The sequence below is a fragment of the Vibrio sp. V08_P9A1T1 genome (genome assembly GCF_963874405.1).
Taxonomy (GTDB): Bacteria; Pseudomonadota; Gammaproteobacteria; order Enterobacterales; family Vibrionaceae; genus Vibrio; species Vibrio anguillarum.
In genome coordinates this window covers 1-13,236 of the sequence record NZ_CAWNIB010000001.1, presented here as the reverse complement: position 1 = coordinate 13,236, position 13,236 = coordinate 1, and the positions used below count along the sequence as shown (strand labels likewise).

12 protein-coding genes and 1 pseudogene are annotated in these 13,236 nt (G+C 46.4%); 5 read left to right on the top strand and 8 right to left on the bottom strand.

The genetic code is table 11. The annotated features are described in order from the left end of the window. Together cpxA and AACT21_RS00060 are read right to left on the bottom strand one after the other, a co-directional pair. Window positions 1–641: pseudogene (gene cpxA / locus AACT21_RS00065) on the bottom strand (envelope stress sensor histidine kinase CpxA); the annotation flags it as partial. Then, window positions 641–1,327, bottom strand: coding sequence for a response regulator (locus tag AACT21_RS00060; RefSeq protein ID WP_013855837.1), 687 nt, complete (start codon window positions 1,325–1,327; stop codon window positions 641–643). The pseudogene cpxA and the gene AACT21_RS00060, both read right to left, overlap by 1 nt. A 183-nt stretch (window positions 1,328–1,510) precedes the next feature. On the opposite strand from AACT21_RS00060, the gene AACT21_RS00055 reads away from it, so the two are divergent. From AACT21_RS00055 to pfkA, 3 genes are all read left to right on the top strand, one after another. After that, the gene (locus AACT21_RS00055; protein WP_094164238.1) at window positions 1,511–2,014 is read left to right on the top strand and encodes a CpxP family protein; all 504 of its coding nucleotides are present in this window, start codon (window positions 1,511–1,513) and stop codon (window positions 2,012–2,014) included. A 115-nt stretch (window positions 2,015–2,129) separates the two neighbouring features. Continuing rightward, complete coding sequence (fieF, locus tag AACT21_RS00050; RefSeq protein ID WP_010318335.1) at window positions 2,130–3,038, top strand: CDF family cation-efflux transporter FieF; 909 nt, start codon at window positions 2,130–2,132, stop codon at window positions 3,036–3,038. 260 nt (window positions 3,039–3,298) lie between these two features. Further along, window positions 3,299–4,261 (top strand): 6-phosphofructokinase, encoded by a 963-nt coding sequence (gene pfkA / locus AACT21_RS00045; RefSeq protein WP_026027886.1) that lies wholly within the window; start codon window positions 3,299–3,301, stop codon window positions 4,259–4,261. A gap of 109 nt (window positions 4,262–4,370) precedes the next feature. On the opposite strand, the gene glpX is transcribed toward pfkA, so the two are convergent. After that, window positions 4,371–5,378: a class II fructose-bisphosphatase gene (glpX, locus tag AACT21_RS00040; RefSeq protein WP_094164237.1), complete on the bottom strand. Its 1,008-nt coding sequence runs from the start codon at window positions 5,376–5,378 to the stop codon at window positions 4,371–4,373. A gap of 317 nt (window positions 5,379–5,695) precedes the next feature. Here glpX and zapB point away from each other — a divergent pair, with 317 nt between their 5' ends. After that, complete coding sequence (gene zapB / locus AACT21_RS00035; RefSeq protein ID WP_010318338.1) at window positions 5,696–5,938, top strand: cell division protein ZapB; 243 nt, start codon at window positions 5,696–5,698, stop codon at window positions 5,936–5,938. 118 nt (window positions 5,939–6,056) lie between these two features. On the opposite strand, the gene metF is transcribed toward zapB, so the two are convergent. The 3 genes from metF to AACT21_RS00020 form a co-directional block, all read right to left on the bottom strand. Further along, window positions 6,057–6,947: a methylenetetrahydrofolate reductase gene (gene metF, locus AACT21_RS00030; RefSeq protein WP_017043191.1), complete on the bottom strand. Its 891-nt coding sequence runs from the start codon at window positions 6,945–6,947 to the stop codon at window positions 6,057–6,059. Between the two features lie 245 nt (window positions 6,948–7,192). Next, window positions 7,193–9,604: a bifunctional aspartate kinase/homoserine dehydrogenase II gene (locus tag AACT21_RS00025; RefSeq protein ID WP_094164236.1), complete on the bottom strand. Its 2,412-nt coding sequence runs from the start codon at window positions 9,602–9,604 to the stop codon at window positions 7,193–7,195. Further along, the gene (locus AACT21_RS00020) at window positions 9,604–10,770 is read right to left on the bottom strand and encodes an O-succinylhomoserine (thiol)-lyase (protein WP_017049224.1); all 1,167 of its coding nucleotides are present in this window, start codon (window positions 10,768–10,770) and stop codon (window positions 9,604–9,606) included. Before AACT21_RS00020 ends, AACT21_RS00025 begins: the two co-directional genes overlap by 1 nt. A 393-nt stretch (window positions 10,771–11,163) precedes the next feature. Between AACT21_RS00020 and metJ the strand changes: the two genes are divergently transcribed. Further along, complete coding sequence (gene metJ, locus AACT21_RS00015; RefSeq protein ID WP_010318342.1) at window positions 11,164–11,490, top strand: met regulon transcriptional regulator MetJ; 327 nt, start codon at window positions 11,164–11,166, stop codon at window positions 11,488–11,490. 148 nt (window positions 11,491–11,638) lie between these two features. Here metJ and AACT21_RS00010 read toward each other — a convergent pair whose 3' ends face one another. Both AACT21_RS00010 and rpmE read right to left on the bottom strand, forming a co-directional pair. Beyond that, window positions 11,639–12,916, bottom strand: coding sequence for a malic enzyme-like NAD(P)-binding protein (locus AACT21_RS00010; protein WP_026027888.1), 1,278 nt, complete (start codon window positions 12,914–12,916; stop codon window positions 11,639–11,641). A 205-nt stretch (window positions 12,917–13,121) separates the two neighbouring features. Next, a partial coding sequence (rpmE, locus tag AACT21_RS00005) for a 50S ribosomal protein L31 (protein ID WP_094164235.1) occupies window positions 13,122–13,236 on the bottom strand: 115 nt, incomplete at its 5' end.

Here is a 13,236-nt window from a genome sequence, read left to right as displayed (position 1 = left end):
ACTCTAGTACGGTCTCGTGGCCTCGGATAGGTGTATAAGAGACAGCTCAATGCCCATGCGAGCCATAAGAGTAGCGGTGTACTGACGAGCATCACGGCAAGCAGTAGGCCGAACGGACGGTCAAATAGTTGCAATAAGAACGGGGGGGGCTCATTCCAGCGAATACCGACAAACATGAGTAGATCTTGCTTAGCAAGGGTAATTGGCAATGGACCTGAAATCATATAACGGCCATAGAGCTTCTGTTGTGGCTTATCAATGGATTCAATGCTGGTCACGAAATTTTGGAGTGCTTTAAACTTAAAGTCGGCTTGAGTTTTGGTGGTGAGGATTGTGCCATCTGGCGTTGTGATAAAGAATTGTGGAGTGCCGTTCTTCTCGCGCATGTGCCCTTCACCACGCTTGTTGCTGCTACTTTCTAAACGAAAGAGGATGCGTGTGAGTTCATGCTCATCTTTAAACATACTCTCTATTTTTTGTTTTAAGTGTGTAAGACGTTGGTATTCATCGCTAGGTATATCACGGGTTTTACGAGGATCAAGGTGCGGCAGTGCTAATACTGCGATCAGCACCAGCAGCATCGTAAACCAAAAAATGGCAAAAATTCTGCCATAAAGGCTGTTGATTTTAGGTAGGCGCATTAATCCTCCAGAATCATGAGGTAGCCACGACCACGCAGCGTTTTAATCCGTGATTTACCATCGACACGCTCAGGTAATTTCTTGCGTAAATTCGAGACGTGCATATCAATCGCGCGGTCAAAGGCCGCCAACCGTTTTCCTAGAACATCAAGGCTGAGCGCTTCTTTAGTTAAGGTTTCGCCTGGGTTTTGCACAAAATGAGTCAGCAAGGCAAATTCCGTGGTGGTAAGGTCCAGCAATTGCCCTTGGCAATAGGCTTCCTGCTTGCTGGGGTATACTTGAATATCTTGGCACTCAATGACTTCATTATGTTTGGTGCCATTGCTGGTTTGGGTTCGGCGCAAAATCGCGCGAATGCGTGCCAGCAGCTCTCGGTCACTGAAAGGCTTCGGTAAATAGTCATCCGCGCCGAGTTCTAGACCGATGACGCGATCGATCTCCTCTCCTTTGGCGGTGAGCATTAATACCGGGGTATGCCAGTTTTCACGTAACTTTTTCAGCGTTTCCATCCCATTAAGCTTAGGCATCATTACATCGAGTAAGACAAGATCAATGCGATCATGAATGGCCGCGAGCCCGCTCTCTCCATCATTCGCTTCAGAGACATCGAAGCCTTCATAGCTCAAGACTTCTTTTAGTAAGCTGGTGAGCTCAGTATCATCATCAATCAGAAGAATATGCGCCATGTGTCGCCTCGTCGTTGGGGAAGTTATGGGTACAGTTTACTGCGAAATAGGCAAGATATTCAGTGAGCAGTAAGCTCTTTACGATTCTTTACTCTTACTATACGTTGCTTTACCGTACAGGCCCTATTCTACACTCAAGCGCTGTGAATACAGCTTGTTAGAATCCATTTAGTGAAGGAATAGATGATGAAAATGGCAAAAAAATTAGTACTTGCGGCGGTGATACTTCCTCTGACTCTTAGCACAGCAAGCGTCTTTGCATTTGGTGGTAAAGAGCAACATAAAGGCCCAAATGATGAGTGTGGCGGTTTTGATCGCGGCATGATGCAGCAGCTTGATTTGACGTCTGATCAACAAGCAAAGTTGAAAGGAATGCGTGAGGCGAATCGCGAAGCGATGAAGGGTGAGCACAAAGGTCAACGCCAAGCGAAAATGAAAGCGCACCATGACAAAGTACAGGCTCTCGTGCTCGCCGAGAACTTTGATGCGGCAGCGGCAAATGAACTAGCCAAAGAGATGGTCGATCAACAGGTCGCTCACCGTGTCAAGATGCTAGAAAAACGTCATGACATGATGAGTGTGCTAACTCCGGAACAAAAAGCAAAACTGCAAACGCTACAACAAGATCGCATGCAGAAGTGCATGGAAAATGGTCCTAAGCACATGAAAAAAATAGCTAGTCATTGATAACCGCTAATAATTGATAATAGGCCTCGGGTGAGGCCTGTTCATTTTTGTGTCATATTCATTCTTAATTTGAGAAGGTATACTACCTGCTCATTCTCAAGCTGATTTTAGTGATATGAAACAAGAATACGCACGCCTTGTTACGCTTGCTGCCTGGACAGCAACCCTTGTAGCCTCATTGTTGCTGATAGTAAAAGTGATCGCTTGGTGGGTTACTGGCTCGGTCAGCCTACTCGCATCCTTGATTGATTCCTTACTTGATATTGCCGCTTCCGTGGTCAATTTAATTGTGGTGCGTTACGCACTGCAGCCCGCAGATAAAGAGCACGCCTTTGGTCATGGTAAGGCGGAATCGCTTGCGGCTCTTGCCCAAGCGATGTTCATTTCAGGCTCGGCCTGTTTTCTTATCCTCAATGGGGTTGACCGTTTTTTCCGCCCACACGAATTAACTTCTCCTGAATATGGCGTTTATGTCAGCCTGTTTGCAATGCTAGTGACTTTTGGCTTAGTGTTGTTCCAAAAGCATGTCGTGAAAAAAACGGGCAGCCAAGCCATTGCCGCGGATTCATTGCATTACCAAACCGATCTGTTCATGAATGCGGCGATTATGATCGCGCTTATATTGAGCTGGTTTGGCTTTAAACAGGCCGATGCCATCTTTGCGATCGGCATTGGCGTTTATATTCTTTACAGCGCTTTTCGTATGGTGCAAGAGGCCATTCAGACCTTATTGGATCGTAAGTTACCTGATGAGGAATTGAAGCAAATCCGCACAGAATGTCTTTCTGTGGCTGGTGTGTTGGGTGTGCATCAATTAAGAACTCGCATGTCTGGACCTGTAAGATTCATTCAATTACATCTGGAACTAGATGACAATATCCGCTTGATTGAGGCGCATCGCATTTCCGATGAGGTGGAAGATAAGCTACTCGAGGCTTTCCCGGGAGCTGATGTATTAATCCACCAAGATCCTTATTCTGTGGTGTTTGGACCAGAAAAAAAGCAAAAATCACAAGGGTGGTAGCGACAAAAACGCGCTTATTAACTATCTTTTTAAGAACAATAAATAAGCCTGATTCTGATATGAATCAACAAAGCATTAACTCAAAACTGTAATACTCTTACATAAGTAGCAAACTTACATAATTTCGTGCAAATAACAGTAGTATTCCTCTTTAGGAAAGGTAACATTATGCACAGATTAGAAAGATTTTGCTGTCGGTTTTATCGCTAACGGACAGCGTAAAAAATTAGTATTAAGTTCCCAAAAAATCGAGGGTGAGCATGATTAAGAAGATCGGTGTTTTGACTAGTGGCGGTGACGCACCTGGCATGAACGCAGCAATCCGTGGTGTTGTTCGTACGGCACTCGGTGCTGATTTGGAAGTATTTGGTATTTACGATGGCTACCTTGGTCTTTATGAAGATCGCATTAAAAAATTGGATCGTTCAAGCGTTTCTGACGTTATCAATAAAGGTGGTACTTTCCTAGGTTCTGCGCGTTTCCCTGAATTTCGTGAAGTCGCAGTACGTGAAAAAGCGATCGAAAACCTAAGAAAACATGGTATTGATGCTTTAGTTGTCATCGGCGGTGACGGTTCTTACATGGGTGCGAAAAAGCTGACCGAAATGGGTTTTCCATGCGTTGGTTTACCAGGCACGATTGATAACGACATTGCTGGTACCGATTACACCATTGGCTACTTAACGGCATTGAATACGGTTATCGATGCGATTGACCGCTTACGTGATACTTCCTCTTCTCATCAACGTATTTCTATTGTTGAAATTATGGGTCGTCATTGCGGTGATTTGACTCTGATGTCGGCGATTGCAGGCGGTTGTGAATACATCATCACCCCTGAAACTGGCCTGAATATGGAGCAACTGATTGCAAATGTTCAAGACGGTATTAAGAAAGGTAAGAAACACGCCATTATTGCACTGACTGAGTTGATGATGGATGCTAACCAACTGGCGAAAGAAATTGAAAAAGCAACGGGACGTGAAACTCGCGCTACCGTGCTGGGTCATATTCAACGCGGTGGTCGCCCGACGGCGTTTGACCGTGTTCTTGCGTCACGCATGGGTAATTTTGCGGTACATTTACTGCTTGATGGCCACGGTGGTCGTTGTGTTGGTATTCAGAAAGAGCAGTTGGTTCACCACGATATTATCGACGCAATTGAAAATATGAAGCGTCCAGTTCGCACTGATTTGTATAAAGTGGCTGAAGAGTTATTCTAATCACTTCTTCCATCTCGGTATAAAGTGATTAAGTAAAAAAGACCGCATTGCGGTCTTTTTTGTCTCTCTATGCTTTGTCGTTAAAATAAAACAGCAAAGCACTAGCGGATTACAAAATGATCGCGCGCACTTCTGGGTCTTTGCGCTCTAAGTAGTGAATTGATTTAATACGGCGAATGGTACGACAGCGGCCACGAATTAATAGCGTTTCTGTGGTGGCGATGTTGCCTTTGCGGGTAATACCTTCCAGCAGATCCCCTTTGGTGATACCAGTAGCTGAGAAAATGACGTTATCACTGCGGGCCATCTCTTCCATTTTCAGCACTACGCCAGCTTCGACACCCATTTCCGCGCAGCGAGCTAACTCTTTTGCACCGTAAATGCGGTTTTCTTCCGTATCGCCTTTGACTTCATGACGTGGTAGTAGACGGCCATGCATGTCACCATCTAGAGCTCGGATGACCGCGGCTGAAACCACTCCTTCAGGTGCACCGCCGATGCAGTACATCACGTCGACTTCACTATCAGGCATGCAAGTTAGGATCGAGGCGGCGACATCGCCATCTGGCACAGCAAACACGCGAACACCCATCTCTTGCATCTGCGCTATGGTGGCATCATGGCGAGGTTTCGCTAAGGTGATCACAACTAGAGTGTCTAATGATTTATTCAGCGCGGCGGCGACATTTTCTAAATTCTCTTTTAAAGGCTTATTGAGGTCAATGCACCCTTTAGCGCCGGGGCCAACCACCAATTTTTCCATGTACATATCAGGTGCTTTAAGGAAGCTGCCTTTTTCGCCAGCCGCCAAAACAGCCAATGCGTTTGACTGGCCCATTGCCGTCATGCGTGTACCTTCAATAGGATCCACTGCGATATCAACCGCATCGCCACCAAGGCCAACAAGCTCGCCAATGTAGAGCATTGGAGCATCGTCAATTTCGCCTTCACCGATTACAATTTCACCTTGGATGTCGGTTTTATTGAGTAGGTTGCGCATGACTTCTACCGCTGCGCCATCGGCCGCATTTTTATCGCCTCGGCCAAGCCATTTGTAACCTGCCAGTGCGGCACCTTCAGTGACTCGAGAGAATGCCATTGCTAAATCGCGTTTCATGCTAGCTCCAAAGAAAAGGGAATAGGAAATTTCGGCGGGAATTTTAGCATATCAAATAGTAAACGTTTGCTTTTTTAGTTCACAAGGGTTGCACTTGATCAAAGCTAGGCCTCAAATTGAGCAAATCCATGGTCAGATAAAGTGTTTTTCGGCCTAGGTTTGGCGCTTAAGTGAGTTGACGGTTAAGTTGAGCCGATTTTTTAGCCAAATAGCGAGAAAATTTGCATATAGTGAGTGTTTCTGAGCGCTGTGCTGAGTAGAATGAACCAATAAGTGAAATTTTGTTCACCTCAACCGAATAACTAAGGGTATGCACCATGTCTTTTGAAGTATTAGAACTACTAGAAGCAAAAATTCAAACCGCAGTTGACACCATCGCACTTCTACAAATGGAAGTGGAAGAGCTTAAAGAAGAGAAACAGCAGCTCGTGAATGAAGCGAATGAGCTAAAAGTAGCGCGTGAAGAGCTTGAGCAAAAAGCGCAACAAATGGAGCAAGAGCAGAATGCATGGCAAGATCGTATTCGTAGCTTACTTGGTAAAATGGACGACGTGGAATAATCTGCTCGCTTAAGTGATACCACAACGCCGACATCAAGTCGGCGTTACTTTTAATCAATCATCGCGTTTTATCACGAGCAACATTTACCAATAATAGCGTTATGAGTGCAGAGAAAGTTTATGCTTTCGGTCTTACGCCCAACGTATGGCACAATGCGTAAGTCATTTCAGCGCGATTGAGCGTATAGAAATGGAAGTCTTTGACGCCTTCACGGCTTAAAATGCGAACCATGTCAATTGCTTGGCTTGCACCCACGAGCTGGCGTGTGGTTGGGTCATCATCTAATCCATTAAATTGTTTCGCCATCCATCCGGGGACTTTAACGTTGTTTTGCGCGGCAAAGCGAGAAGCTTGTTTAAAGTTTGATACCGGTAGAATGCCCGGTACAATTTCAGCATCAATACCAGCAGCTACGCAGCGGTCGCGAAATCGTAAGTAGCTTTCAACATCAAAAAAGAATTGAGTAATTGCGCGGTTTGCACCTGCATCAATTTTGCGTTTTAGATTGACCAGATCGGATTGCGCGCTTTTCGCTTCAGGGTGGACTTCTGGAAATGCCGCGACAGAAATATCAAAATCATGGCGAGATTTGAGTAGAGTCACTAAGTCGGAAGCATACATTTCTGGTTTGCCGCCACCAGCGGGAATATCGCCACGCAGTGCAACTATGTTCTGGATGCCGTTGTGCCAGTAGTCATCGGCAATCTGAATAAGCTCATCGCGAGAGGCATCGATGCAAGTGAGGTGCGGTGCTGCAATAAGGCCAGTTTGATCTTTAATCTCTTTAATGATCGAATGGGTGCGGTCGCGCTCGCCAGAGTTTGCTCCGTAAGTCACAGAAACAAATTTAGGTTGCAGGGTTTTTAAACGGTGAACGGAATTCCACAATGTCTCTTCCATTTGCGCTGAGCTGGGTGGAAAAAACTCAAATGAGACATTGATATTATCTGATAGCTCAGCCACGTTCTGGTTGAGTGCATCAATATGACCGGCGTGCGTGTATCCCATTTTATTTCTCCCTGTGGCGTTCTTCCGCCAATCTATCATTCCTTTAGTTGACGTTTAGACGTCTATATGTCCACAGAATGTATTGAATAGCATTTAATGTCAACACTGTAATTATGAATATTATTCATGTTGATTGTGAGTGACCTTCAAGTCATGCTCAACCTCGGTATGCATGACCTAATATCATCCTTTCGCAGTTAAATTAAGGAGCCTAGTGGCCCCTTAATCTGGAATAAGCTGGAGTGTTACAGCAAGCTTGACAGCAAGTTGAGGTCCGATTGGATAGCTCCTGCTGTCACTTCTCTACCAGCGCCCGGGCCACGAATCACTAACGGGTTATCGCGATACCATTTACTCTCGATAGCAAAAATGTTGTCACAAGGTAAAAGGTTAGCCAAAGCGTGTTCACGCTCTAAAGCTTCAACCCCCACTGTTGCTTTGCCATTTTTCTCAAGCCTTGCGACATAGCGTAGCACTTTATCTTCACGTTGTGCTTTGGTTAGTCTCTCTGCTAATTTTTCACTCAGCAGTTGGCCTTTGTCTAAAAAGTCATCCAGTGAGAGGTGCTTGAGCTCATCAGGAACCAGTGATTCAACTTTGACATTTTCCGGTTCGATATGTAATCCCGCTTCACGGGCTAGGATCACCAGTTTGCGCATTACGTCTGAACCATCCAGATCGCTGCGCGGGTCAGGCTCGGTAAGTCCTTGTTGCCATGCTAAATCGACCAGTTCGCTAAACGGTATTGAGCCGTCGAATTGCTGAAATAACCAAGATAAAGTGCCAGAGAAAATACCAGAGAGGGCGACGATTTCATCACCGCTTTCACGCAAATCACGTACCGTGTGGTTAATGGGTAAGCCTGCGCCAACCGTCGCGTTGTAGAGCCAATGGCGGCTAATTTTCGCGAACGCTTCTTTTATTTGGTGGTAATCGACGCTAGAGGAAGAGCCCGCGACTTTATTCGCTGAGATGAGGTGCACCCCATTTTCAGCAATGCTGAGGTAGTGATCAGCCAGTTCTTTGCTTGCGGTTACATCGAGCACAACCGCTTCGTCATATCCTTGAATATTGCTTAATCGTTGTAGCCAAGCCATTCCTTCACTGGCAATCGCTTCATCGTCAAAATGCTTTAAAACCGATGCTGCATCAATCCCTTGCTCATCAAACCAATAGGTTTGGCTATCGACCACCGCGACCAACTCGAAGTTCATGCCATGGCGTTTTTCTAACTCTGATTTTTGTTCAGCAAAGAGTTTTAACCAACTCGAACCAATGTTGCCTTTGCCACACAGTGCCAGTGCGACCCGTTTTTGCGCCTGAAATAGTTGGTTATGCATACCCACCACTAAGGGGGTGATCGGCGTTTTACGCAGTACTGCGACTAAACTCAGCCCAGATTCGGCTTCACAGATAAACTCGATCGGTGATGAACGTAGCTGTTGATAAAAGCCGTAGCAGTGATTGGGGTTTTTCGTCACTCCCGCACCCACGGCACCGACTAATGAAAAGCCTTCTTTGAGTTTAATTTCTGCTTCAAAAGCGGCATCTTGCAGATGGGCTAGGGCTCCACCTGAAATCTCAGCAGTATAGGCAAGGCGCAGTTGGTGTTGATCGGCTTGAGTATCGAAAGCTAGCGGTTCGAGTTGAGCACGACGCAAGCTGCGTAGTACATCATTTTGTAGGCGCTGGAAGTCATGCCCGTGAGCAAAATTAAGCTCAATCAACAGCACATCATCAAGTGAAGTAATGATTTTGGCACCGCGTCCCGATGCCAATACACGCTCAATACGAGTCGATCCTGCTTCGGGTTGATAACTGCAGCGCAAGTGCAAATCCATGGTGCTTTGCGCCACGGGCTGCAAAGTTCGGCTGTGCAATACTGGGGCGGCAAGGCGCGCTAACTCGTTGGTTTCGTCCAAACGCAGTAGCGGCAGTAAACAGGCATCACTGACAATACGCGGGTCGGCGCTATAAACACCGGCCACATCACTCCAAATCGTTACCCGGTTTACTTCCGCAAGTGCACCGATCATAGTGGCGGAGTAATCGGAACCATTGCGCCCAAGTAGCACAGTATCACCTTGTTCACTGCGAGCCATAAAGCCTGTGATGATCACTCGGTGATGCGCGTGTTGTGCCAAAATTTCTTTCAGCAAAGGGTAGGAGCGAGCGCGATCCACTTCCGGTTGTGTGCCTGCTTGCGCGCGAAGAAATTCGCGGGCGTCTTGTGCCACAGCCGCAAGATTATGTTGATTGAGTAACGCCGCCAATAAGCGTGATGACCACACTTCACCATGGCCAAGTACCGCCGCTTGTTGAGCTGGCGATAGGGGCGCGCAAAGCTGACCCAAGGTGCGAATTTCGTTGGTGAGTAAAGTGATGAGCGGTTGCGCTGCATCTTCATCGAGCAGCGCGTTGATTAAATCGATTTGGTACTGACGGACCGATTGCAAGTTCTCATGAGCCACTCGGCCATCTTTATTGAGAGCGTCGAGAAATTCGATTAAACGATTGGTGGTTTTTCCTGCGGCAGAAACCACCACCAAATCATCAGCTTGAGAATACTCTTTTAAGATATTAACGACCCGTTTGTAGCATTCAGGATCGGCAAGGCTGCTACCGCCAAACTTGTGCAATTGACGTAGGGCAGTCATTAATAGGCCTCCTTCGCTTTAGCAAAGGCTTGAGCGAGATCGTCAATCAAATCTTGGGCATCTTCTAAGCCGACCGATAGGCGTAATAGCTGCTGTGAAACACCGGCTTCGGCCAACGCTTCTTCGCCCATCGCTCGGTGAGTCATCGAAGCGGGGTGGCAGATTAAGCTCTCCACGCCTCCTAATGATTCTGCCAGTGAGAATAATGTTAACTGAGAGACAAAATATTTGAGCTGTTCAAAGCTGCCCGCAAACTCAAAACTGAGCATAGAGCCAAAGCCAGATTGCTGCTTTTTCGCTATCTCATGGCCAGGATGCTCTGGCAAACTCGGGTGATAAATGACCTTTACTAAGGCTTCGCTTTGCAGATAGTCCAAAATGGCACGTGAGCTTTCCTCATGGACGCGCATTCTTGCGCCTAAGGTACGAATGCCACGCAGCGTCATATAGCTATCAAAAGGGGTTCCCGTTGAGCCAAGGCAGTTGCCCCACCATGCTAGCTCTTCAGCGTGCTGCTCTGTTTTGGTGATAACAACTCCGCCAATCACATCGGAGTGGCCGTTGATGAATTTGGTGGTGGAGTGGATGACAAAATCTGCGCCCAACTCTAATGGTTTTTGGAAAACTGGCGTTAAGAAGGTGTTGTCAACCGCCACTAATGCACCGACGGCGTGTGCTTGTTGGCAAATATCAGCAATATCTACCACGCGAACTAATGGGTTGGATGGGGTTTCAATGAGTACCAATTTAGGTTTTTTCGCCAAAGCGGCCTGCAAAGCGTTTGGATCGGATTGATCAATAAAGAGTGTCTTAAAATCGCCTTTTTTGGCGCGTGTATTAAACAGGCGATATGTGCCACCGTAACAGTCATGCGGGGCCACGATCAGATCGTCAGGACTTAAAAAGGCGGAAACCCATAGATTCAGCGCCGAAGTGCCACAGTTAGTCACCACCGCGCCTTGACCCGATTCGAGTTCAAACAACGCTTTTTCGAGCAGACCTCGATTCGGGTTGCCAGAGCGTGTGTAATCGTATTTAGGTACTTCACCAAACGCAGGAAAGCTATAATTTGTCGAAAGATAAATTGGAGGCACAACAGCATGATATTGAGAGTCGGATTCAATACCGGTTCTAACGGCGATGGTGGCTGGCTTGCGAGTGGTCATGACGGTTTCCTTACTTAATTAAACTCAATAAACTGACTTTTATTGAGGGGTTCCTGCTTTATCTGGGGACAACGAAAGGGCAACGTCCATTGTCTCGAGTATTAGCTATATCCGATAGTGCGTGAGATTGCTATCCCCTTTCTAACTTGAAGTTGCTGCGATGTTGGCTAGATTCACCTACTTCAATCACATAGTCTGGCTGCCTTGACTTGTCGCTCTGCTGAAATTTCAAGTATTTCGGGTATCTCTTTGTCGATAATGGCACACTTTACTGAACTCAAAAGAAGACGTCAATATATCTAGACGTCTATATGTCTTTGCTTGTGGCGGTAAATCCCGCTAAAATCCAACTTTCAAATTTTTAACGACCAATTACGATAACGAAGGTGCGCAATGGCAGACTGGAATGGGGAATACATTAGCCCATATGCTGAACATGGGAAGAAGAGTGAGCAAGTCAAAAAAATCACCGTTTCAATCCCATTGAAAGTGTTGAAAGTATTAACTGATGAGCGCACTCGCCGTCAAATCAATAACTTACGCCACGCAACGAACAGTGAGCTGCTGTGTGAAGCCTTCTTGCATGCTTATACCGGTCAACCTTTACCGACCGACGAAGATTTGAGAAAAGATCGTCCAGACGATATTCCGACGGAAGCAAAAGCATTAATGACCGCCATGGGCATTGAATTTGAAGCGTATGATGATGAAGAAGTGTAGCGCGTAATTGCGGTACAACGAGATAAAATCGAGAGGATACTGGGTAAGTTGCCATTGTGACTTTGGCTCTGTGTCTCAGAATATAAAAAAACCGCTGAAAGTCAGCGGTTTTTTTTCGAGCGAGGCATTTAGCCGCTCAAGCTTATGATTATTCTTGCATGTAATTGACAGGCATCTCGATTCGAGCGACGCCAGAGTCAACCGCTGCTTGAGCAACCGCTTTAGCAACACGAGGCAGTAGGCGTGGGTCCATCGGTTTTGGAATGATGTATTCAGGGCCGAAACTTAACGCTTTTACGCCTGCAGCTTTCAACACTTCAGCCGGCACTTCTTCTTTAGCCAGTTCACGTATCGCCTCAACTGCGGCTAGCTTCATTTGGTCATTAATTTCACTAGCACGGACATCCAAAGCGCCACGGAAAATAAATGGGAAGCACAACACGTTGTTGACTTGGTTTGGATAATCGCTACGACCTGTGCCGAGAATTAAATCGTCACGTACCGCGCGTGCGAGTTCCGGTTTAATTTCTGGATCCGGGTTTGAGCAAGCAAATACGATCGGTTTATCGGCCATTAATTTTAGCGCTTCGGCAGGCAGCAGGTTGGGGCCTGACACACCTAGGAATAAGTCAGCGCCTTCAATCACATCTTCCAGTGTGCGTTTGTCGGTGTTATTAGCAAACAACTGCTTATATTCATTAATGTCATCGCGACGAGTATGAATCACACCTTTGCGATCAAGCATGTAGATTTTTTCACGCATTGCGCCGCACTTAATCAATAGTTCCATGCAAGCGGTGGCTGCTGCGCCAGCGCCAAGACAGACGATAGTGCATTCGTTGAGTTTCTTGCCTTGCAGTTCAATCGCATTGAGCATGCCAGCGGCGGTAACAATCGCAGTGCCGTGTTGATCGTCATGGAAAACAGGCACATTACAGCGTTCGATCAAACGGCGTTCAATCTCAAAGCAATCTGGTGCTTTGATATCTTCTAAGTTGATGCCGCCAAAGGTGTCGGCGATGTTGGCAACCGTATCGACAAATTCATCGATTGTGCGGTGTTTTACTTCAATATCAATTGAATCAAGTCCAGCAAAGCGTTTAAACAGTAGCGCTTTTCCTTCCATGACGGGCTTGGAAGCCATCGGACCTAAGTTACCTAAACCAAGAATAGCCGTGCCGTTTGAGATCACAGCGACGGTGTTGCCTTTCGCAGTGTATTTATAAACGTTGTCGATGTTCTGTGCGATTTCACGAACCGGTTCAGCGACGCCCGGGCTGTAAGCTAAAGCAAGGTCTTCAGCCGAGTCGGCAGGCTTAGTTAGTGAAATGGCAATTTTACCCGCGGTTGGGTAAGCATGGTAATCGAGTGCGCGTTGGCGAAATTGTTCTTCTGCCGTTAATTCTTGGTGAGTGTCATCAGACATAGGTATAAGTGCTCGTGTTGGATTGGAAAAGGTCCATAATTCTAATGGATGTCGCTCAAACTTCCTAGGCGGGAACCTGACGTGCTTCATCAAAAAATGGAGAAAATGTCGCAGATAAGACCAGTGCGTACTGACAACTATACAAAAAATGCCAACAAAAAAGGATGCCGAAGCATCCTTTTTTAATTTTCTAGCAAAAAAGAGATTATTTGCTAGAAAGAGCACCGAAACGCTTGTTGAAGCGATCTACACGGCCGCCAGTATCAACGATACGTTGCTTACCAGTGTAGAATGGGTGACATTTGTCACACACGTCTAGG